Consider the following 22604-nt stretch of genomic DNA (forward strand, 5'->3'; position numbering starts at 1 on the left):
AGTCAACTGAGCTCCTCATGGATTCGCGCAAAGACCGCACCCCTGGCCCTGCCGCCCGCAAACTCGTGATTCTCGACCGGGACGGCGTCATCAACGTCGACTCGGATCAATTCATCAAGTCCACGGACGAGTGGGTGCCGCTGCCCGGCAGTCTCGAGGCCATCGGCCGGCTCAATCAGGCCGGATACCGTGTGGTCGTGGCGACGAACCAGTCGGGGGTGGGGCGCGGTCTTTTCGACATGGCGACGCTCGGCGCCATGCACGCGAAGATGTCGAAGCTGGCCGCCGCAGCGGGTGGGCGCATCGACGCGGTGTTCTTCTGCCCGCACACCTCGGCCGACGCGTGCGATTGCCGCAAGCCGAAGCCCGGCCTGTTCCAGGAAATCGCGCGGCGCTACGAAGTCGATCTGACCGGCGCGCCGGCTGTGGGCGACTCGTTGCGCGACTTGCAGGCCGCCGCCGCCGTGGGGGCGCAGCCGCATCTGGTCCTCACCGGCAAGGGTAAGAAAACGCTCGCCGCCGGCAATTTGCCCGAGGGCACGCGCGTGCACGACAGTCTGGCGGCCTTCGTCAACGATCTGCTCGCCGACGAGGACGCGTAAGCCTCCGCACCACGAGCATCCGGCACTCGCCCGCGAGCCCTATTCAGACGACCGCCACGACATCCGCCGCGACGACCGATTTCAGGCCAGAACCCCATGCAGCAGCTTCGCTCGATTCTTTTCTTCATCTTCCAGATCGTCTGGACGATTCCGTACGCGATTGCGTGCATCGTGTCGTTCCCGTTCCTGTCGCGCGTGCAACGTTACTGGTTCGCCGTGGGCTGGTGCAAGGTGGTCACGCGTGTGGGCGACAAGCTGTGCGGTATGCGTTACCGCGTGATCGGTCGGGAGAATCTGCCGCAGACGGCGGCCATCCTGCTATCGAAGCACCAATCGGCGTGGGAGACGGTGGCGTTGCCTGCGCTGATGCCGCGTCCGCTGTGCTATGTCTTCAAACGCGAGTTGCTGTATGTGCCGTTCTTCGGCTGGGCGCTCGGCCTGCTGAGCATGATTCACATCGATCGCCGCAAGGGCACCGATGCGTTCGCGTCGGTCGTCAAGCAAGGGCGCGACCGGCTTGCCGAGGGGAACTGGATCATCATGTTCCCGGAGGGCACCCGCACGAAGACCGGCTCGCGCAACAAGTACAAGTCGGGCGGCGCGCGTCTGGCGACGGCTACCGGTACGCCCGTCGTGCCGATCGCGCATAATGCGGGACGTGTCTGGCCACGCAACTCGTTCATGAAGTTCCCCGGTGAAGTCATCGTCTCCATCGGACCGGTCATCGAGACGGCAGGCCGCACGGCAGAAGCCGTCAACGCCGATGTCGCCGAGTGGATCGAGCGCGAGATGATACGGATCGACCCGGCCGCCTACACGTCGAAACCGCGGGCGAGCGTGTCCGACACATCGGACACTTCCGACGTGAAGCCCCGGACCTGACTGCGCACGCGAGGCCGTCTCATGTCGAAAGTCCAACCCGCCTCACGTGATACACGTGATACACGAGACAAACGTGACACTCACGCCCGCCATGAGACCCCCGCGCCCCAGATGGAACTCGACCTGTTCGGCAGCCCTGCAGCCGAAGCCAACGGCGTAGCGACGGACGCCCCCACTGCGTCCGCCCCACCTGTCGCGCCCGCGCCCACGCACGGCGTGACGTCGACGACGCCCCCCACCACCGCCGACTCGCCCCCGATGTCATTGCAGGGCAGCGGGCCGCGACGCGCACCGGCGCCGGGCGAGCGCGTCATCATGCTCGACGGCCACGCGCTTTACTACCGCTTCAAGCGCTCCTCGCGCCGCACCATCGGCTTCATGATCGACGAGTCCGGACTGGCAGTGACGGCGCCGCGCTGGGTCACGATTGCCGATGTCGAAGCGGCCGTCGTCGAAAAGAAGCGCTGGATCTTCAGCAAGATCGCCGAGTTTCGCGAACGCGCGGCACGACGCGTGATTCCGCGTGTGACATGGATCGACGGCGCAACGCTGCCCTACCTCGGCCATACGCTGACCGTGCGCCTGGGCGGACGCGCAGGCGCCGCCCAATACGACATCCATACGCATACGCTGTGGCTCGATCTGCCGCCGCAGGCCGCGCCGGAGCAAATGCGCGACCGCGTCCAGGGCTGGCTGCAACAGGAAGCCCGCAAGCTCTTTACGACACGGCTGGAAGTCTACGGCGAGCGTCTGGGGGTGCGATACACGGCGCTGGGGCTGTCGTCGGCCACCACGCGCTGGGGCAGTTGCAGCGCAGACGGACGCATTCGCCTGAACTGGCGTCTGATCCACTTCCCGCTCGGCGTGATCGATTACGTGGTCGCGCACGAACTGGCGCACCTGAAGGAGATGAACCACGGGCCGCGTTTCTGGCAGGCCGTGGCGTCGATCTTCCCCGAGTTCGAAACCGCGCGGGACACGCTCAAATCGCACGCTCCCGAGTGGCTGCCGGAATTCTGAGCGGGCGATTTGACGCAGATATCGTAATCTCTCGCGTTTTAAATTAAAAATGACTCAACGCGACATGAATGATGTTCATTTTCATGGCGACGAGTACAATCGAATTTTCGTTGTCCCCACACTGAAAACATCATGCGAATGCTCCATACCATGCTGCGCGTCGGCGACCTGCAGCGCTCGATCGATTTCTACACGCGCGTGCTCGGCATGCAACTGCTGCGTCAGAGTGAAAACCCCGAGTACAAATACACGCTGGCATTCGTCGGCTATGGGTCCGAGTCGGAGAACACCGTACTCGAACTGACGTACAACTGGGGGGTGGAAAAGTACGAAATCGGCACGGCGTTTGGCCATCTGGCCGTCGAAGTCGAAGACGCCTACCGCGCCTGCGACACGATTCGCGCCGCCGGCGGCAAGATCTCGCGCGAGGCAGGCCCGGTCAAGGGCGGCACCACGGTCATTGCCTTCGTCGAAGACCCGGACGGCTACAAGATCGAGCTGATCCAGAAGCACTCGGCCAAGGGCGGTCTGTAAGACGGACGAGGCCGGCAGGCAGGCGTGTCGACCTGCGGCGTCCGACATCCGATCCATCCGATACCGCCGGGGCGTCACAGAGATCGGCGCGTTCCGAGCGTTCGGAGCGCGTTCCAGGAAGAAAGCGGCCGCCCTGCCCGGGCGGCCGTGTCGTCTGCGGCGCGTCAATCGCAGCGCCGCGATCGACCGTCTTCTTGCGATCGGCGAAGTGGCGCAATGGCGACTTAGTGCCGTAGTGCCGGAGTGCCGTATTTCAGAATTCCACCATCGCAAAATCTTCCTTGCCCACATCGCACAGCGGGCAACGCCAGTCCTGCGGTACATCCTCCCAACGCGTGCCCGGCGCAATGCCGTCCTCGGGATAGCCCGTCGCTTCGTCGTAAATCCATCCGCAAATCACGCAGACCCATTGGCGCGTCGCGAGCGCCGGTTTTGTCTCGATGTCGTCGGCAGGTGTCGCGGCGGCAGCGCCGTCCCGCACCGTGTGCGCGAACGACGGCGCCCCCGGGTCGAGCAGCGTGAACGTGAGGGGTGCTTCAGTACCTGAGGCGTCGTTTGCAGGACGGCAGAGATGCGATTGCAGCGCGTCGAGCAACGCCTGGGCTTCGTCGCGGGTGAGATCGATCCAGAACGGATCGCCGGCGCCGTCGTTGAGTCGAGACGGGGAAAACTGCAATTCGACGGCAGAACCTTTCTTGTACATACGTTTTGATGCTCAATACGGCAGGAAGGAGGGTGAAATCGGGCGGGCAAGCGCCGCCTCGCGGAGCATTGTAGCGATGCCTCCGGTACGAATAAACCGGGAATCCGGGGAGAGATTGTGTCGCGCGACGCAACAATGACGACAGCATCCGGAGAGACCGGCCGTCAACTTTACTCGCATTGACGGTGCCGGAATGATGCATGCGATATCAGGATCGGTGACAATGGTCGGCCTGCGCATCGCGCGCACGACACATCGCCATCCGAACCAATTCCATGAAAACCACACCGCGTCCGATCGACGCCACCGCGCTCGCGATCATGCTTGGCCTTTGCATGATCTGGGGCGGCCAGCAAGTCGCCGTCAAACTGGCTGTCCCGGTGGTGCCGGCCGTCTTGCAGGCCGGCTTGCGCTCCGCGGTCGCCACAGTGCTCGTCGGCGCGTGGATGCTGTGGCGGCGTCAGCGCCTCATCACCGGTGACGGCACCCTGCCCGCCGGGCTGCTTGCCGGCGTGCTGTTCTCGCTCGAATTCCTCTGCATCTTCGTCGGCCTCACCCACACCACCGCCTCGCGTATGGCCGTCTTCCTGTATTCGGCGCCGTGCTTCACCGCTATCGGACTGCACTGGACCGTGCCGAGCGAACGGCTGCGGCCTGCCCAATGGCTCGGCATGGCCATCGCGTTCTTCGGCATCGTCGTGGCGTTCTCCGACGGCAGCAGCGCGACCCTCGCAACAACCTGGCCGGGCGATCTGCTGGCGATCCTCGCTGGCGTGTTGTGGGGAATGACGACGGTGGTCGTGCGCGCCTCGCGGTTGGCGACGGCGGCACCGGCGAAGACGCTGCTTTACCAGCTTGCCGTCTCGGCCGTGCTCCTGTGCCTGCTCGCACTGGTCACGGGAAATGTGACGATCGGACCGATGACGGCCACCGCGTGGGTCAGCCTCGTGTATCAGGCGGTCGGCGTGGCGTTTGCGAGCTATCTGATCTGGTTCTGGTTGCTCACACGTTACAGCGCCGCCCGTCTCGCGTCGTTCTCGTTCCTGAGTCCGCTCTTCGGCGTGACGTTCGGCGTGCTGATTCTCGGCGAATCCGTCGGCTGGCGCTTCGGCGGCGCCGTGGTGCTCGTGTTCGCCGGGATCAGCCTTGTGAACCGGCGCCGCTGATCGCGCGCGCGAGGTTCACGTATTCGTCCACCGGCACATCTTCGGCGCGACGCGTGAGGTCGAAGCCCAGTGCATCGAAATCGACACGGTCCCGATAGCTGTGCAGGGTATTGCGCAGCATTTTGCGACGCTGTGAAAATGCCTGTGCGACGACCGCTTCGAACACGTCCAGATCGACCTGCGGCAAATCGGCCACCGCGCGCGGGATCATCCGCACCACGGCCGAATCGACTTTGGGCGGCGGATTGAACGCATCGGGCGGCACGTCGAGCACCTTGTCCATCCAGTAGCGATACTGAAGCATGACCGACAGCCGGCTGTAGTTGCTCGATCCGGCCGGCGCCACCATGCGCTCGACCACTTCGTCCTGCAACATGAAGTGCTGATCGCGCACGAGCGCGGCGTAGCGCATGAGATGGAACAGCAGCGGGCTGGAAATGTTGTACGGCAGATTGCCGACGATGCGAAGCGGCGCTTCGTCGTGGCGGTCTGCCGGGACGAGCGAGCCGAAGTCGAAGTCGAGGGCGTCACCCGCATGAACGCTCACGCGATCACCGAACTTGCGCGTGAGACGTGCGACCAGATCGCGGTCGAGTTCAACGACATGCAGATGCGCGAGCCATTCGGTCAGCGGTGTCGTCAGCGCGCCGAGCCCCGGCCCGATTTCGACCATCAGGTCGTCGCTGCGCGGCGAGATGGCGCTTACGATCGCGTCGATCACGCCCATATCGACGAGAAAGTTCTGACCAAAACGTTTGCGCGCCACGTGGCCCTGTTGGACGCCCGTGCGCTTCGATGCGCTACTCATGTGAAATTCCTTATGAACGCGGTTGGGTGGCGTGCGGATCGCCGCTCGCACTCGCGGTCAGTTGTGCGTGTGTTGCGGCATTGGCCGCCATCGTCGCGGCAGTGCGCAACGCCTCGAGAAGGCTGCCGCTCTCTGCTTGCCCCGTGCCCGCGAGATCGAGGGCAGTGCCATGATCGACCGACGTACGGATGATCGGCAGACCGAGCGTGATGTTCACGCCTGCGCCGAAACTGGCGTACTTGAGCACTGGCAGGCCCTGATCGTGGTACATGGCGAGCACGGCGTCGGCACCTTCGAGGTGACGCGGCTGGAACAGGGTATCTGCGGGGTACGGGCCGCGAGCGTCGATGCCTGCGGCATGGGCGTCTTCCAACGCCGGCGTGATGACGTCGATTTCCTCGCGACCGAGGTAGCCCGACTCGCCGGCATGCGGGTTGAGACCGGTCACGAGAATACGCGGACGTGTGACGCCGAAATGACGCATCAGATCGTGATTGAGGATGACGAGCGTTTGCAGCAGGTCGTCGCGACGGATCGCCCCCGGCACCTGCGCGAGCGGCAAATGCGTCGTTGCGAGCGCAACGCGCAGGCCACCGCCGGCGAGCATCATCACCACGCGCGGCGTGCCCGTGCGCTCGGCGAGATACTCCGTGTGGCCGGTGAATGCGACACCGCAGTCGTTGATCGTGCTTTTCTGCAACGGTGCCGTGACAACGGCGTCGTACGTCCCCGCGAGCGCGCCATCGATGGCGTCGTCGAGCAACGCCAGCACATAGCGGCCATTGGCGGCGTCGAGCTGCCCCGGGGTCGCCGGAACGGCAAGCGCGTGATGCACGACGCGCACTCGGCCACCGTCGAGTAGCGCCTGCCAGGCGTTGCCCAGCCCCACGGCCTGCGCGCGCGAGGCGAGCAGCGAAGCGTCGCCGAGCACAACGAACCGGCAATGGGCGAGCGACTGGTCCGAAGTGGAAGACGTCGAAGTGGAAGTCGTCGAAGCGGCAGCGAAAGCCGCAGGCACGGCGGACGGTTCCGGCGCGGCGAGGCACTTTACGAGCGCCTGCACGGTCAGCTCCGGCCCGACGCCCGCCGGTTCACCCGTGGTGATGGCGAGAACGAAGGACCGGTCGGAAGTCATGCCTGAAAAGAGAGGGTATCGAGAAACGTCTTAGCGGCGCTTACTGCTGCGCGTTGCTCAGACGATAGTCGACGTAAGCGCTGTCGCGCAGTTGCTGCAACCAGTCGCGGTACTGCTGCTCGGCCTTGCGGCCACGCAGTTCCTGCATGGCAAGGTTGCGCTCCTGATCGCCGGACACTTGCGACTCGCGATGGCCCAGCACCTGAATCAGGTGATAACCATACTCCGAGCGCACCGGATCGCTGATTTGACCGTCCTTGAGTTCGGACATTGCGCGCTCGAACGCCGGCACCGTCTCGCCAGGCGAAATCCAGCCGAGATCGCCGCCTTGGGACGCCGAGCCGTCCTTCGAGTTCTCGCGGGCCGCCACGGCAAAGTCGAGCTGACCGGCTTCGATCTTCGTCTTCAGATCGAGCAGCTTCTTACGGGCCGCTTCGTCCGACACCCCATCGCCGACCGGAATCAGGATGTGACGCGCATGAATCTGCGGCACGGTCATGCCCTGATCGCCACCCTGCTTACGGGTTTCGATCACCTTGATGACGTGGAAACCGTTGTTGCTGCGAAGCACCTGCGGCACGACCGTGCCCGGCTTCAGCTTCTGGATCTGATTCAGGTACAGATCGGGAATGCGCTCGGGAATGCGGAAGCCCATGTCGCCGCCGCTCGCGGCATCCGAAGCGTCCGAATACTGCCTGGCGAGCGCGGCGAAATCGCCACCGGACTTCGCCTTGTCAAGCGCTTCGGCCGCCTTCTTCTGAGCAGCACTGACCTGATCGGGCGTGGCGCCATCGGGCAGCTTCACGATGATTTCGCTCAGACGGTATTCCGTCTCGGCCGGTGCAGCCGTCGCGCCACGCTGTGCGGCGAGATACGTATTGATTTCCGAGTCGCTGACCTGCACCTGACTGTCGACTTCGCGATCGCGCAGCCGCGCCATGATGATCTGCTCGCGCACTTCCTTGCGGAAGGCGTCCCACGGCACGCCGGCCTGCGACAGACGCGCCTTGTACTGATCGACGCTCAGACGGTTGTCGGCGGCGATGCGCTGCAACGCCTGCTCGACGTCGGCATCCTTCACGACGATGCCGTCTTCCTTGGCGCGCTGGAGCTGCACCTGCGTGACGATCATCTGTTCGAGCACCTGACGTTGCAGCAGGTCGGCGTCCGGAATCGGGCGCTTGGCGAGCGTCAGCTGATGTTTGGCTTCCTCGATACGCGTGTCGAGTTCCTTGCGCGTGATCACGCTGTCGTTGACCACGGCGACGATGGAATCGACCGCACGTGCGGACGACGCGGGCGCGCCTGCCGTCCTGACACTGACCGGTGCCGGCTGGGCCACCGCCACGCCGGCGGCGAGGCACAGACCCGCGAGCAGCGAGGCACGCTTCACAAACATGTCATTCATAGTTGCTGAATCGAGAAGGAATCTGGTTCGTCGGCGGCGGTTGATAGCCCGGCACCCCGACCTTGAAGGCTTCTGTGGCGCTGTTGCCGGACTTGGTCAAGCCCTTCAACTCCAACTGCGCGAAAATGCGCGAAGTCGTCGTCGTGGCGTTGGTCGCGTAGCGCTGGAGCCCCACCCGGAAGGCCCAGCAGTCGGCATCATACTCGAAACCCGCCAGGGCATCGATGAACGTCTTGTCCGTAATGCTGTAGTTCAGGCGGCCAACGATGCCGAATCGCGGTGTGATCGGCCACTGACCGGAAAGTTCGATCTGGTTGATCGGCGAGACGCTCAATGCGGTTTGTCCCACCACGGGCGGCGGGTTACGCAGGTAACGGTAATACAGGTTGAACACCTTGCGCTCGCCCGGTCGCCACGTCACGCCGACGTCCGAGCGGTTGAACTGCGACGTGCTCGGGCTGTACTGCACCGCAGAGCTCAGCGTGATGTTCTGGTATAGCAGCGCCGAACCGCCCACCAGGAAGTCGGACACGCCGGAGTCTTCCGGCACACCGCCGGGCATCGTCACACGCGACTGCTGGATGTTGTAGCGCTGGGCGTACCAGACACGGCCGCGTTCCACACCGGTGTCCGCATCGATCAGGCGCGACGTCAGCGCGGCCGTGACACGGTTCGCATCCTGAATACGGTCGACGCCGATAAACGAGTTCTCGCTGAAGATTTCCGCGAGGTTGAAGTCGGCCACCGCGCTGTCGAAAATCGGAATCGAACTCTGATTGCGATATGGCGTATAGACGTAGAACAAACGCGGCTCCAACGTCTGCTTCATCGCCGTGCCGAACAGCGTGAGCGGGCGCTCGAACGTCAGACCGGTATCCAGACTGACCGTCGGCACCGTGCGCGTGATCGACGAGCGCATCGTCGAACCGTTCGGATAATCGACGTTATACGAGGCCGCGTTGAAGATGACCTTGGGCACGACGAAGTAGCCGGGCGTGAGGATCGGGTAACTCAGGGTCGGCTGCGCGAAGATCCGCTCGCCGTTCGGCTGCCCCGTCCAGGACGCGATCTGGAAACGGTTATACCGGATCGGCATCGTGAAATCGAAGCCGTGGAAGTCGAGCTTGTTATACGTCGCCGACAGTTCAGGCACCGATTCGTATTGCGGCACGCTGGGCGACAGCGTCTGGTACTTCAGCACGCGCGCAAGGAACGACCAGTCGCCGTAGTTCCACGTCAGGCCGGCTTCGCGGTTATACACGCGTTGCACGCCCGTCTGGAAGTTCGTGCCCGAGCCGAAGTCGTCCGGATATGTGTCGTCCGAGACCTTCGTGAAGTTGACGTAGGCGTTCACGCCGTAGCCCAGCGCCTGACTGTGCTGGAACGTGAACGTGTAGCGTGCGTCGCCCGTGACCCGGTCCTTCGGCAGGTACTCGATATGGAACAGGCCGGCATACGTCGGCTCCAGATATCGGAAATCGCCATTGAGCATCACGCCCCGCTTCGTCATGAAGCGCGGCGTGATCGTCAGATCGCGGTTCGGTGCGATATTGAAGTAGTACGGCGTCGCCAGCTCGAAACCGGTTCGGCTCGACTGGGTAAACGTCGGCGCGAGGAAACCGGAACGACGCTCGCTGGACGTCGGGAACGACAGGTAAGGGCTGGCGAGAATCGGCACCCCCTGGAAGAACAGCACGCCGTTGTACGCGGTGCCCTCCTGCTGCTCCTGATCGAACTCGAACTCGGAAGCCTTGATGTACCAGGCCGGCGTCTTGCCGTCTTCCTCGCAGGTCGCGCAGCCGGAATACGTGCCGCGCTGCATCGTGACGACATTATTCGCCTCGATATCCGCGCGCTCCGACTTGCCGCCGCCGCCCGACACGAGCCGGTACGTCGGTGTGAGCATGTAGCCGTCACCCGCGCCGGTATACATATGGGCTTCAGGGCCGGTGAACAGGTTGCCGCCCTGCGACAGACGCGCATTGCCGCGCGCGACCACTTCGTCCGAGTCCTGATCGTAGGTCAGGCGATCGCCCTTCACGAACGAGCGGTACTTGCGCGCTTCGGCGTCGCCGTCGACGGTACCGTCGACGTTGGTGCGGCCCGTCAGATTCATCCCTCGCACGTACAACGGCACATCGTCGCCGGCTTCGAGCGGGTTATCGACGAGCGCCGGCACCGTTCTGAGCACGAGACCGTCGCTCTTGGCAATATCGGGCGGGGGCGCTTCCTGCGCACCGGCGAGCGAACACCACACCCCCGGCAGGGAGAGCAGGAGCGCCAGTGGCTTACGCCGCGTGCGCATCATGCGCCGCAGCGAAGAAACTTCATTCGTATGGACTTGTTTATCCGGCATGTACGCAAACAGCGTGACAATCGTGGCGCCGCTTGCGGGCAGCCAATCCCGCTTGTCCAGACGGCTTTGCCGGGACATTCGGGACGGTCGATCGAGGTCGAGAAACAGGGCGTCTGGAAAACATGATCGGGTATTATATGGCAAGACGTTTACCGCCCCCATCATGACAGCACACCCCACCGCATCCGCGAGTGTTTCGGACGCTTCCAGCGCCCTCGCCGACACCACCGATCCCCGCCTGCAAGCCCTTCACCGCTGGCTATGCAGCGTATCCGGCGCGTTCTCGCTCGATATGGCGAATTGGGCGCCGGCGTCGGCCGACGCGAGCTTCCGCCGGTACTTCCGCATCGGCAGCCACGATCCGGCGCATCCGAGCCTGATCGTGATGGACGCACCGCCGCCGCAGGAGGATTGCCGCCCGTTCGTGCACATCGCCGGTCTGCTGGCCGAAGCGGGTCTGCAAGCGCCGAAGGTGCTGGCCGAGGATCTCGCACAGGGTTTCCTGCTGCTCACGGATCTTGGACGCGAGACGTATCTCGACGTGCTCAACGACGACAACGCCCGTCCGCTCATGCGCGCAGCACTCGACGCGCTGATCGTCTGGCAGCAAAGCTCGCGTCCGGACGTGCTGCCGGCCTATGACACGGCGCTGCTCCAGCGCGAGCTCGATCTGTTCCCCGACTGGTACGTCGGCAAGCATCTGAAGGTGGAACTGAACGACACGCAGCGCGCCACGCTCGATCGCGTCAATCAGTTGCTCATCGAGAACGCGCTCGCGCAACCCAAGGTGTTCGTGCATCGCGACTACATGCCGCGCAATCTGATGCCGGGCCTGCCCGGCACGACGGGACCGGGCATTCTCGACTTCCAGGATGCCGTGTACGGCCCGCTCACCTACGACGTGATTTCGCTCATGCGCGACGCCTTCCTCAGTTGGGACGAGGAACGTCAGCTCGACTGGCTGGCGTATTACTGGGAGCGTGCGCGTAAGGCCGGTCTGCCGGTCGACGCCGATTTCGGCGAGTTCTACCGTCAGGCCGAGTGGATGGGGCTGCAACGCCACCTCAAGGTGCTCGGCATCTTCGCGCGCATCAACTATCGCGACGGCAAGCCGCGCTATCTCGCCGATACGCCGCGCTTTCTCGACTACGCCCGCAAGGTCGCCGATCGCTACGCGCCGTTGCGTCCGCTGGCCAAGCTGCTCGACGAACTGACCGGTCAGCGGGTCGACGTCGGTTACACGTTCTGAGGCCTATCGCATGAAGGCGATGATTTTCGCCGCCGGACGCGGCGAGCGCATGCGTCCGCTCACGGACACGACACCCAAGCCCCTGCTGCGCGTGGGCGGCAAGCCGATCGTTGTCTGGCAGATCGAGGCACTGCGGCGCGCAGGCTTCACCGACATCGTCATCAATCACGCCTGGCTGGGCGCGCAGATCGAAGCCACGCTCGGCGACGGCAGCGCGTTCGGCGTGCGTCTCGCCTATTCGGCCGAAGCCGAGGCGCTGGAGACGGCGGGCGGCATCGCGAATGCACGGCCGCTGCTCGAAGGCGCCGGCAACCTGTTTCTCGCCGTGTCCGGGGACATTTTCACCACCTTCGACTACGCCACGCTTCGCCCGCAAGCGCAACGTCTCGCCGCGCAGCGCGAGCCGGGCATGCATCTCGTGATGGTGCCCAACCCGGCGTTTCATCCGGCAGGCGACTTCGCCCTCGACCCGGCGGGTCGCCTCTACCCGCCGGATACGGCCCCGCCAGACGCCACACCGCTCACGTTCGGCAATATCGCGCTGTACGATCTGCGTCTGTTCGACGGCATCGTGCCGGGCACGCGCCTGGCGCTCACGCCGTTGTACCGGCGCTCGATCGCCGCAGGACTGGCGAGCGGCGAGCGCTTCGACGGCGTTTGGGAAAACGTCGGCACCCCGGCACAGCTTGCCGCGCTCGACGCCGAAGTGCGCGCGCGGCACGACCTCGCCCCCGGCAGTAGAATCGCCTGAACGGGCCGGTAAACGCGAGATCCAACACGCGAAATCCAACACGCGAGACCGAACGCACGACCGTCAGCAAGCCCGAACGCACGATTAATTCCGAACCCATCCCCCGACAATGGAGCCCGCGATGTCTGATTCCCCGTACCGTGCCCGCCGCGAGCAAGTCATCGAACAGATGCGCAAGGCCGGTGGCGGTGTCGCCATTTTGCCGACCGCGCCGGAAGTGCCGCGCAATCGCGACAGCGACTACCCGTACCGTCACGACAGCTATTTCTACTATCTGTCCGGCTTCACGGAACCCGAGGCGGTCGTCGTGCTCGACAGCCGCACCGGTCAGTCGATCCTGTTCTGCCGCGCGAAGAACGAAGAGCGCGAGATCTGGGACGGCTACCGCTACGGGCCGGAAGCGGCGCGCGAGGCCTTCAGTTTCGACGCCGCATATCCCTTCGACGACATCGATACGCGCCTGCCGCAACTGCTGGCCGATGCGCCGGCATTGTTTTACGCGCTGGGCGCGTCGGCCCAGCAGGATCGTCAGGTGCGCCACTGGCTGAGCGCGGTGCGTGCCCAGAGCCGCACAGGGGTGTCGGCCCCGTCGGCCGCGCGCGACATCCGCGCGATTCTCGACGAGATGCGTCTCATCAAGGACCGCACCGAACTCGACATCATGGCGCGCGCCGGCAAGATTTCGGCGGACGCTCACGTACGCGCGATGAAGGCGTCGCGCGTGGGGCTGCGTGAATACCATCTCGAAGCCGAACTCCTATACGAATTCCGCCGCAACGGTTCGCAGTTCCCCGCGTACGGCTCGATCGTCGCCACCGGCGCGAACGCGACCGTGCTGCATTACCGTGCGGGCGACGCCGAACTGCGCGACGGCGACCTCGTGCTGATCGACGCCGCGTGCGAGCTCGACGGCTACGCGTCGGACATCACCCGCACGTTCCCCGCCAACGGCAAGTTCACGCCCGCCCAGCGCGAGCTGTACGACATCGTTCTGGCGTCGCAACAGGCCGCCATCGACGCGACCCGCGCCGGCGTGCGTTTCGACGCGCCTCACGAAGCCGCAGTGCGCGTGCTTGCACAGGGCATGCTCGACACCGGCCTGCTCAAGCGCGACGCCGTGGGCAGCCTCGACGACGTCATCGCCAACAAGTCCTACAGCCGCTTCTACATGCACCGCACGGGGCATTGGATCGGCATGGACGTGCACGACTGCGGCGAGTATCGCGAAGACGGTCCGAACGGCGAGCGCCCGTGGCGCACACTGGCAACCAACATGGCGATGACCATCGAGCCCGGCATTTACGTGCGGCCGGGCCCGGACATCGACGAGCGCTACTGGAACATCGGTATCCGGATCGAAGACGACGCCATCGTGAATGCCGACGGCTGCACGCTGCTCACGCGCGACGTGCCGGTCGACGCCGACGAGATCGAAGCGCTCATGCGCGGCTGATGATTGACGGGCAACGCATGGCGAATGCATAGACGACCGATGACGAACGCTCAGGCTCCCGCAAGCGCAGAAATCACCGAGCACGCCGAAGCGCAGGCGGCACCCCCGCGCCCGGCCGGGCGTTTCGACGTCGCCATCGTCGGCGCGGGCCCGGTGGGCGCCACGCTTGCGCTGCTGCTTGCGCAACGCGCCCCCCAGTTGCGCATCGCATTGGTGGACGGGCGAGGCCCGCAGGCCGGCTACGACGACCCGCGCACCCTCGCGCTGTCGCATGGCAGCCGCGAAATCCTCGCGCGCGCCGGCGCCTGGCCGCACGATCCCGGCGCGCTGCCGAATACGCCGATCCAGCATATCCACGTGTCGCAGGCGCAGCGCTTCGGCAGCACGCAGATCGACGCGCTCGAGCACAGCGTTCCGGCACTCGGCTATGTCGTGCGGTATGGCGCGCTCATGCGAGCGCTCGACTCGGCGAGCGCCAGGTTGTCCGCCCGTGTCGAGCACACGCCGCCCCCCTCGCACACCTCACCCCCCTCGCACGCCCCGCACATCGACGTGCTCGACTCGGACATCCCGGGCCTGCATCACTTCCGCCCGTACCGCGCCATAGCGCTGCGCCAGGACGCCCAGCAAGTCACGATCACGCTTCGCGCGTCGGTCGACGATCACGCGCACACGCTGCACGCCACGCTCGCGGTCAATGCCGAAGGCGGCTTGTTCGAGGGGCAGGCGACGCGCCCGCGCGCGCGCGATTACGGACAGACGGCCCTCGTCGGCTTCGTGACATGCGAGCGACCGCGTGTCGGCTGGGCATGGGAGCGCTTCACGTCCGACGGCCCGCTCGCGCTGCTGCCGCAGGAACACGGCTACGCGCTCGTATGGTGCTGCTCGCATGCGCAAGCCAAACGCCGCCGCGAACTGGCGGATGCCCCATTCCTGGACGAACTGCATACGGCGTTCGGCGACAGAATGGGTAAATTCACATCGATTACCGCACGCGCCGGTTTCCCGCTCGGTCTGAACGCGCTCGGGCAAGTCGTCGACGCCCGCGTCGCAGCCATCGGCAACGCGGCGCAAACGCTGCATCCGGTCGCCGGTCAGGGCCTGAATCTCGGCCTGCGCGACGCCTTCGACCTCGCCGACGCCCTCGTGCGCGACGCCCGTTCGGCCGCAGCCCACCGGGGCGTTCCCGGCCCGGCTGCGCTGGCCGCCTTCGCGCGACGCCGTCGCGCCGACCGCGGGCTGACCATCCGCATTACCGATCTGCTGCCCCGTGTGTTCGGCATCGACGCCACCCCCGTGGCCCGATTGCGCGGCATGGCGCTCGCCAGTCTGGACCTCATTCCCCCGCTGAAAACGGCGTTTGCACGCCAGATGATGTTCGGCCAGCGCGGCTGAGTCAGGGGCTTTGCCGACGGGATCGCGCGAAAGATTGCACATTTTTTAGGCGACGGGGACGGGTTTTCGCAGTAAAATAGCGATCTTTTTCCCGGCTTTTCCCCTTCATCGTGCGTATCGGTCCCCACGAACTCCGCAATAACCTGTTCGTCGCCCCCATGGCGGGTGTGACGGACCGGCCGTTCCGCCAGTTGTGCAAACGACTGGGCGCGGGCTATGCCGTCTCGGAAATGGTGGCCTCCAACGCCCAGTTGTGGAAGAGCGAGAAGACGATGCGCCGCGCCAATCACGCGGGCGAAGTCGCGCCGATCTCCGTGCAGATCGCGGGCGCGGACCCGGCCATGATGGCCGAGGCCGCCCGCTACAACGTCGAGCGCGGCGCGCAGATCATCGACATCAACATGGGATGCCCGGCCAAGAAGGTCTGCAACGTGGCGGCCGGCTCGGCGCTGTTGCAGAACGAACCGCTGGTCGCACGCATCGTGTCCGCCGTCGTGGGCGCAGTCGGCGACGTGGTGCCGGTCACGCTGAAGATCCGCACGGGGTGGGATCGCGAGCACAAGAACGCACTTACCGTCGCGCGCATCGCCGAGGACTGCGGCATCAGCATGCTGACGGTGCATGGTCGCACGCGTGACGATCTTTATCATGGCGACGCCGAATACGAGACCATCGCCGCCGTGAAGGCCGCAGCGCGCATTCCGGTCGTGGCCAACGGCGACATCACCTCGGCGCAAAAAGCGAAACACGTGCTCGAAGTCACGGGGGCGGACGCCATCATGATCGGCCGGGCGGCGCAGGGCCGCCCCTGGCTGTTCCGCGACATCGAACTTTTTCTCACGACGGGCGAGATCGCCCTGCCGCCGCGCGTCGACGAGATCCAGCAGATCATGAACGAACACCTCGAGGACCATTACGAGTTCTATGGGGAGTACACCGGTGTACGAACCGCGCGTAAGCATATCGCGTGGTATTCGCGTGGCCTGCCGGGGGCAGCCACGTTCCGCCAGCGTATGAATACGCTCGACACCACGCAGGAACAGTTGGCTGCGGTCAACGAGTTTTTCGAAGAGCAGAAGGCGCACTCGGACCGCCTCTGCTATGAACAAGAATCTCCGAGGGAGCTATTAGCCGCATGAGCAAAGCAAACATAGAACAATCTGTGCGCGAGAGTCTGGATATGTATTTCCGTGATCTGGACGGCGCACGACCACACGATGTCTACGATATGGTCGTCTCGGTCGTCGAAAAACCTCTGCTCGAGTTCGTGCTCGGCAAGGCCGACGGCAACCAGTCGCTCGCCGCGGAGTATCTGGGGATCAACCGCAACACGCTGCGCAAGAAATTGCAGCAGCACGGTCTGCTGTAAGGGATTCGCTTCCCCCGGCCGATCTCGCGCCTTCGCGTTCACCCGCCCGTTTTTGCCGCTTCACTACCGTCCGTCATGATCAAGCAAGCTCTTATTTCCGTCTCCGACAAGACCGGCATCGTCGACTTCGCCAAGTCGCTCGCCGCCCAAGGCGTGTCGATTCTCTCCACCGGCGGCACCGCCAAACTGCTGGCCGACGCCGGTCTGAAAGTGACCGAAGTGGCCGACTACACCGGCTTTCCGGAAATGCTCGACGGCCGTGTGAAGACGCTGCACCCGAAGGTGCACGGCGGTATTCTGGCGCGTCGCGACCTGCCCGAGCATATGGCTGCGCTCGACAAGCACGGCATTCCGACGATCGACCTGCTCGTGGTGAACCTGTACCCGTTCGTGCAGACCGTCGCCAAGGACGACTGCTCGCTCGAAGACGCCATCGAGAACATCGACATCGGCGGCCCGACCATGCTGCGCTCGGCGGCCAAGAACCATCGTGACGTCACCGTCATCGTCGACCCGGCCGACTACGCCGTCGTGCTCGACGAAATGAAGGCGAACGGCAACACCGTCGGCTACGCCACGAACTTCCGTCTGGCCACGAAGGTGTTCGCGCACACGGCCCAGTATGACGGCGCGATCACCAACTATCTGACGAGCCTGGGCGAGTCGCTGCGTCACAGCGAGCGCTCGGCTTACCCGGCAACGCTGAACCTGGCGTACACGAAGGTGCAGGACATGCGCTACGGCGAGAACCCGCACCAGAGCGCCGCGTTCTACCGCGACATCGTCACTCCGGAAGGCTCGCTGGCGAACTACCGTCAGTTGCAGGGCAAGGAACTGTCGTACAACAACATCGCCGACGCCGATGCCGCGTGGGAATGCGTGAAGACGTTCGAAGCGCCTGCCTGCGTGATCATCAAGCACGCGAACCCGTGCGGCGTGGCGCTGGCCGCATCGCCGGCCGAAGCTTATGCCAAGGCGTTCCAGACCGATCCGACGTCGGCCTTCGGCGGCATCATCGCCTTTAACCGCGAAGTCGACGAAGCCGCTGCGCAAGCCGTCTCCAAGCAATTCGTGGAAGTGCTGCTCGCCCCGTCGTTCACCGACGCCGCCAAGCAGATCTTCGCCGCCAAGCAGAACGTGCGTCTGCTGGAAGTGCCGCTGGGCAGCGGCGTGAACCAGTACGACTTCAAGCGTGTGGGCGGCGGCCTGCTCGTTCAGTCGCCCGACGCCAAGAACGTGGCGCCGCACGAACTGCGCGTGGTCACGAAGCGTCACCCGACGCCGAAGGAGATGGAGGACTTGCTGTTCGCATGGCGCGTGGCGAAGTACGTCAAGTCGAACGCCATCGTGTTCTGCGCCGGCGGCATGACGCTGGGCGTGGGCGCAGGTCAGATGAGCCGTGTGGACTCGGCCCGTATCGCCAGCATCAAGGCCCAGAACGCCGGTCTGTCGCTCAACGGTTCGGCCGTGGCGTCGGACGCCTTCTTCCCGTTCCGCGACGGCCTCGACGTGGTAGTCGACGCCGGCGCCACCTGCGTGATTCACCCGGGCGGTTCGATGCGCGACGACGAAGTGATCGCCGCAGCCGACGAACGCAACGTCGCCATGCTGATGACGGGCACGCGCCACTTCCGTCATTGAGCCATCGTTAAGCCATCGCCCGGATGACCCGCAACGGGTCATCCGCCGACGCAGAAAAGGACATCCCCGGATGTCCTTTTTTGTTGCCCGGCACGTGCAGCGTCAGAAGACGTGCGACAGCCCCACCGCCACGCCCAATTGATTGCTGCCGGGCACAACGCTCATGCCATACCCCGTCACGCCGAGATTGGAGCCGTTCTGGTTGCGCGAGAAGCCGACCTGCGCGAACCACTGCGTGCGCTTTGACAGCAGATACGCCGCGTTGGCCGCCAGGAGATACGGATGCTGATTCGTCGACGTGATGTTGTGGTAGTAAATCGCGCCCGAGAGCATCACTTCCGCTGCCGGCCGGTACTGCAGGCCCGCGAAATACAATGCGCTGCGCGCCGCCACGCCCGGCACATCGCTCAGATACCACTGGTACCCGACATACGGCTTGAAGTTGCCGAGCGCATAGCTCGCACCGGCGGCCACACGCTGCGTTGTGCGGCCCCTGCGTCGCGACGGTCGTGCCCTGCTGCCGGTCGTACACTAGCGAGGCGTTGAGCGGACCGCTGGCATACCCCACGGACACGCTGTACTCCTTACCGACACGCCATTCGCCCGGCACCTGCGCACCGTTGGCGATCGTGGCGTCGTAGCCCGTCGAGAACAGACCCGCGACCTTGAAGCCGTTGACGTTGCCCGCATACTTGATCGCGTTGTCGGCCTTGCCGACGAACTGCGCGTCCAACGCCGGGAGCGAGTAGCTGTAGTACGAGAGCGGATCGAGTTCGAGGAACGCGTCGTAAATCAGATTCTTTTGACGACCGACGCTTAATGCGCCCCATGAATTCTGCAGCCCGACGTACGCCTGACGGCCGAACATCCGCCCGCCCTGCTGCAGTTGTCCCGAGTCGAGGTTGAAGCCTGCCTCCAGTTGCATGATCGCCTTGAGCCCGCCGCCCAGATCCTCCGAGCCCTTGAAGCCGAAACGGTTCGGCGCCTGCGAGCCGTTACTGATCCGAAGGAGCGACGCCTTGCCGCCGTTCGCCCCCACACCGGCGTTGCTGAGGTATTCCACGCTATTGTCGAGGATCCCGTAGATCTGCAATCCATCCGCCTTGACGCCCCCTGCGGCGAGCATCAACGCCATCGCCATCCCAACCTTGCGTTTCATGACATTCCCTTATTGATATTGGATTACGAACGACACTGCCGTCCTGCACGGCGAGTCCGGCGGCGGCATGACGCGCCGTATGACGTGTCACGCCAACGCCGGAAGGGGGAGAATTCCGATTTCAGTCAGGCGTCGCCAGCGCACGGGCTTCGGCGACCGTCTGCGGCAGCGGCATCGAACGCGCGCGCACGCCCGTCGCGCGACGAATCGCCTGCGCGACGGCCGGGGCCATCGGCGGCAGCGACACCTCGCCACACCCTTGCGGCGGGCGATCGCTCGGCAGAATCACGGTCTCGACCTTCGGCATTTCCGCGAGATACAGCAGCGGGTAATCGCCGAAGTTGCTCTGCTCGACACCGCCGTTCGCGAACGTGATCTGGCTCTTGAAGGTGTTGGTCAGTGCAAAACCGATGCCGCCTTCGATGTTCGCGCGTATGAGGTTCGGATTGATCGGACGCCCGCAATCGACGCCGCAGACCACGCGCTCCACCTTGAAGCGATCGCTCACGACGCGCAGTTCCACGGCAACGGCCACGTACGTCGAGAACGCCGCGCCGCGCCCGGTGTACGTGCAATAACCGAAGCCACGATGCACGCCGGGCTTCGCTTTCGTGTGCCATCCGGCCGACGTCACCGTCGTCTCGATCACGCGGGTGGCCAGTGTGTCGTGCTTGAGCAAACGCTTGCGATACTCGACGGGATCGATGCCCGCCGCGTCGGCCATCTCGTCGATGAAGCTCTCCAGGAAGAAGACGCTCGACGTCGAGCCGACCGATCGCATGAAGCTCACGGGAATGTTCGACTGCGGCACGTCGATGCCCTCGACGCGCAGATTCGGCACGGCATACGCAAGGTCGTAAAGCCCGTCGAGCATGGTCTCGTCGTAGCCCGCCTTCTCGTAATGATCCTTTTTGATGACGTTGTACATCGACTGTCCCGCCACGCGCATGTGCATCGCGCCGGGCAACCCGTCGTGACTGAGCACGGCCTGGAAGCGGCCCGACGCACACGGCCGGAAGAAGCCATGGCGAATATCGTCCTCGCGCGAGCGGATCACTTTGACGGGGCGCCCCACGGCGGCAGAGGCGAGCGCCGCGTGGATCACGAAGTCGGGCACGTACTTGCGCCCGAAGCTGCCGCCGAGGAAGGTCGTATGCACGGTGATTTTCTCCGGCGGCAACCTGAAGATGCCACCGAGCGCCCAGCGCACTTTGTCCTGCCCCTGAATCGGCCCCCAGACTTCGATCTCGCCTTTGTCCTTGCGCACGTGCACGGTAGCGTTCACCGGCTCCATCGTCGCGTGAACGATGTACGGCGAGTGATACTCCGCCGTCACGACCTTGCCGCCCGCCGCGATCCGTTGCTTCGCATCGCCGATGTTCGTGGCGACACCGCCGCTGGCGTTCGCGAGAGCGTCGCGACGCTGCGCGAGAATCGTGGCGCTATCGGCTGCCGGCCCCGCTTGCCATTCGACATCCAGCGCATCGCAGGCCCGCTTCGCGCGCCAGTAATCTTCGGCGACGACGATGACAGCGTCCTTTGCCAGCACGACATCGTGCACGCCCTTGCGCGCTTTGATCTCTTCGCGATTGCGCACCGACAACGGCATGCCGCCCGACGTCGGCGCCATGCGCACCGCGCCGCACAGCATGCCGGGCACGTTCACATCGATGCCGAAGACCGCCGAGCCATCGACTTTCGACGGCGTGTCGAGACGCGCCACCGACTTGCCGATCAGGACGTGGGCGGCGTCGTGCTTCAATCGCGGATGCGGGTTGAGCGGCAGTTTCGCCGCTTCGGCCACCAGCTCGCCGTAGCCTAGCGAGCGGCCGGACTGCGGATGCAGCACCCGGCCGTCCTTCGTCACGCAATTGGTCGTGCGCACGCCGAACCGACGCGCCGCAACGCTCACCAGCGCCTCTCTCGCCTGCGCCCCCGCGACACGCAAACGCTCGTAGAACAACGTGGCCGACATCGACGCACCCACGAACTGCTGCAACGCTTCGTTGGCGGCGGCGGTGCGGTAGGCGTCGCGCGCCGTCACGAACGCCACGCGCACGCGCCGCCAGTCGGCGTCCAGCTCGTCGGCCAGCACCTGCGGCAAGCCGGTATACACGCCCTGCCCGACTTCGCATTGCGAGAGGCCGAGCACGGTCGTCCCGTCGGCATCGATACGAATCCAGTCGTTGATTTCGACGAGGGCATTGTCGGCGGCGCGCGCGTCCGGACTTGCCAGCCACGATGCCGAGATCGGAATCATCAGACTGCCGACGCTCAGTGACATGCCTGTGAGCCAGTGACGCCGCGATGGGGAGGCCGGTGCGCCCGCCGTCGCGTTTTGCGCGATGACGCGCGCCGGTTCAGCGTTTTGCTGCGTCATGAATCGCCTCGCGAATGCGGTGATAAGTGGCACAGCGGCAGAGGTTGGTCATCGCCTCGTCGATCTGCGCGTCGGTCGGGTGAGGATGCTGGTCGAGCAGCGCGGCGGCGGCCATCACCATGCCCGACTGGCAGTAGCCGCACTGAGGTACGTCTTTGGCGATCCACGCCCGCTGAATCGGGTGCGAACGCGCAGGTGACAGCGCTTCGATCGTGGTGATGCGTTTGCCCGCCACCGCCGAGACCGGCAGCACGCAAGTGCGTGTGGCCACCCCATCGACGTGCACCGTGCAGGCCCCGCACGCGCCGATGCCGCACCCGTATTTGGTGCCGGTCAGGCCCGCAGCATCGCGCACGACCCACAGCAAAGGCGTGTCGTCCTCGCCGTCGAAGACGAAGGGCCGCCCGTTGAGTTGGAATTCCATGGACTCTCCCGTTGTGACTGCCGGCGGCTGCGGTCGACCGCTCGGAACGCCGGCAGATGGCGAGTGAATTCTCACAACGAGGAAATTGCCGGACAACGGCCGTGCGGCCCGAAAAGGATGCCGTTCGTCCAGAGACGGGAAAACCCTCAGGGGTGCAGCGTTGCCCGCA

20 protein-coding genes are annotated in these 22604 nt (G+C 64.9%); 12 read left to right on the forward strand and 8 right to left on the reverse strand.

The genetic code is table 11. The features are described 5' to 3' along the window. The first annotated feature begins 17 nt into the window (after positions 1-17). From gmhB to gloA, 4 genes are all read left to right on the forward strand, one after another. Positions 18-602, forward strand: coding sequence for a D-glycero-beta-D-manno-heptose 1,7-bisphosphate 7-phosphatase (gmhB, locus tag PAN31108_RS20380; RefSeq protein WP_150670587.1), 585 nt, complete (start codon positions 18-20; stop codon positions 600-602). 96 nt (positions 603-698) lie between these two features. Next, on the forward strand, positions 699-1484 hold the full coding sequence (locus tag PAN31108_RS20385) for a lysophospholipid acyltransferase family protein (RefSeq protein ID WP_150670588.1): 786 nt from the start codon (positions 699-701) through the stop codon (positions 1482-1484). Between the two features lie 111 nt (positions 1485-1595). Then, complete coding sequence (locus PAN31108_RS20390; protein ID WP_150670589.1) at positions 1596-2504, forward strand: M48 family metallopeptidase; 909 nt, start codon at positions 1596-1598, stop codon at positions 2502-2504. Positions 2505-2636: 132 nt separating this feature from the next. Next, complete coding sequence (gloA, locus tag PAN31108_RS20395) at positions 2637-3038, forward strand: lactoylglutathione lyase (RefSeq protein ID WP_150670590.1); 402 nt, start codon at positions 2637-2639, stop codon at positions 3036-3038. A gap of 253 nt (positions 3039-3291) precedes the next feature. On the opposite strand, the gene PAN31108_RS20400 is transcribed toward gloA, so the two are convergent. After that, complete coding sequence (locus PAN31108_RS20400; protein ID WP_150670591.1) at positions 3292-3741, reverse strand: rubredoxin; 450 nt, start codon at positions 3739-3741, stop codon at positions 3292-3294. Between the two features lie 275 nt (positions 3742-4016). Here PAN31108_RS20400 and PAN31108_RS20405 point away from each other — a divergent pair, with 275 nt between their 5' ends. Continuing rightward, positions 4017-4907: a DMT family transporter gene (locus PAN31108_RS20405; RefSeq protein WP_150670592.1), complete on the forward strand. Its 891-nt coding sequence runs from the start codon at positions 4017-4019 to the stop codon at positions 4905-4907. Here PAN31108_RS20405 and rsmA read toward each other — a convergent pair. From rsmA to PAN31108_RS20425, 4 genes are read right to left on the reverse strand one after another with little or no spacing between them, the layout of a single operon-like run. Beyond that, positions 4882-5715, reverse strand: a complete 834-nt coding sequence (gene rsmA, locus PAN31108_RS20410; protein WP_150670593.1) for a 16S rRNA (adenine(1518)-N(6)/adenine(1519)-N(6))-dimethyltransferase RsmA — start codon at positions 5713-5715, stop codon at positions 4882-4884. The genes PAN31108_RS20405 and rsmA overlap by 26 nt on opposite strands. A gap of 10 nt (positions 5716-5725) precedes the next feature. Then, positions 5726-6850 (reverse strand): 4-hydroxythreonine-4-phosphate dehydrogenase PdxA, encoded by a 1125-nt coding sequence (gene pdxA, locus PAN31108_RS20415; protein ID WP_150670594.1) that lies wholly within the window; start codon positions 6848-6850, stop codon positions 5726-5728. Between the two features lie 40 nt (positions 6851-6890). Further along, a complete protein-coding gene (locus PAN31108_RS20420) occupies positions 6891-8258 on the reverse strand; it encodes a peptidylprolyl isomerase (protein ID WP_150670595.1) in 1368 nt (455 codons plus the stop codon). Further along, entirely contained in the window at positions 8251-10692 is a 2442-nt protein-coding gene (locus tag PAN31108_RS20425; RefSeq protein WP_174995073.1) for an LPS-assembly protein LptD, read from the reverse strand. Before PAN31108_RS20425 ends, PAN31108_RS20420 begins: the two co-directional genes overlap by 8 nt. 85 nt (positions 10693-10777) lie before the next feature. Between PAN31108_RS20425 and PAN31108_RS20430 the strand changes: the two genes are divergently transcribed. From PAN31108_RS20430 to purH, 7 genes are all read left to right on the forward strand, one after another. Beyond that, a complete protein-coding gene (locus PAN31108_RS20430) occupies positions 10778-11863 on the forward strand; it encodes an aminoglycoside phosphotransferase family protein (RefSeq protein ID WP_246184058.1) in 1086 nt (361 codons plus the stop codon). A gap of 10 nt (positions 11864-11873) precedes the next feature. Then, positions 11874-12614 (forward strand): N-acetylmuramate alpha-1-phosphate uridylyltransferase MurU, encoded by a 741-nt coding sequence (gene murU / locus PAN31108_RS20435; protein WP_150670597.1) that lies wholly within the window; start codon positions 11874-11876, stop codon positions 12612-12614. 121 nt (positions 12615-12735) lie between these two features. After that, positions 12736-14067 (forward strand): aminopeptidase P N-terminal domain-containing protein, encoded by a 1332-nt coding sequence (locus PAN31108_RS20440; protein WP_150670598.1) that lies wholly within the window; start codon positions 12736-12738, stop codon positions 14065-14067. 39 nt (positions 14068-14106) lie between these two features. Further along, a complete protein-coding gene (locus PAN31108_RS20445) occupies positions 14107-15462 on the forward strand; it encodes a UbiH/UbiF/VisC/COQ6 family ubiquinone biosynthesis hydroxylase (protein ID WP_150670599.1) in 1356 nt (451 codons plus the stop codon). Positions 15463-15572: 110 nt separating this feature from the next. Further along, positions 15573-16601: a tRNA dihydrouridine synthase DusB gene (gene dusB, locus PAN31108_RS20450; protein WP_174995074.1), complete on the forward strand. Its 1029-nt coding sequence runs from the start codon at positions 15573-15575 to the stop codon at positions 16599-16601. Next, positions 16598-16831, forward strand: a complete 234-nt coding sequence (locus PAN31108_RS20455; protein WP_150670601.1) for a Fis family transcriptional regulator — start codon at positions 16598-16600, stop codon at positions 16829-16831. The genes dusB and PAN31108_RS20455 overlap by 4 nt, the downstream gene beginning before the upstream one ends. A gap of 75 nt (positions 16832-16906) precedes the next feature. Then, positions 16907-18472 (forward strand): bifunctional phosphoribosylaminoimidazolecarboxamide formyltransferase/IMP cyclohydrolase, encoded by a 1566-nt coding sequence (gene purH / locus PAN31108_RS20460; RefSeq protein ID WP_150670602.1) that lies wholly within the window; start codon positions 16907-16909, stop codon positions 18470-18472. Between the two features lie 7 nt (positions 18473-18479). On the opposite strand, the gene PAN31108_RS27295 is transcribed toward purH, so the two are convergent. The 3 genes from PAN31108_RS27295 to PAN31108_RS20480 form a co-directional block, all read right to left on the reverse strand. Beyond that, entirely contained in the window at positions 18480-19607 is a 1128-nt protein-coding gene (locus PAN31108_RS27295; RefSeq protein ID WP_174995075.1) for a porin, read from the reverse strand. Positions 19608-19752: 145 nt separating this feature from the next. Next, positions 19753-21915 carry a xanthine dehydrogenase family protein molybdopterin-binding subunit gene (locus tag PAN31108_RS20475; RefSeq protein WP_150670622.1) on the reverse strand — a complete coding sequence of 721 codons (2163 nt, stop codon included), beginning with the start codon at positions 21913-21915 and terminating at the stop codon, positions 19753-19755. A gap of 76 nt (positions 21916-21991) precedes the next feature. Then, positions 21992-22435, reverse strand: a complete 444-nt coding sequence (locus PAN31108_RS20480) for a (2Fe-2S)-binding protein (RefSeq protein ID WP_150670604.1) — start codon at positions 22433-22435, stop codon at positions 21992-21994. Between the last annotated feature and the right edge of the window lie 169 nt (positions 22436-22604).

The sequence above is a fragment of the Pandoraea anhela genome, assembly GCF_902459655.1.
GTDB lineage: Bacteria > Pseudomonadota > Gammaproteobacteria > Burkholderiales > Burkholderiaceae > Pandoraea > Pandoraea anhela.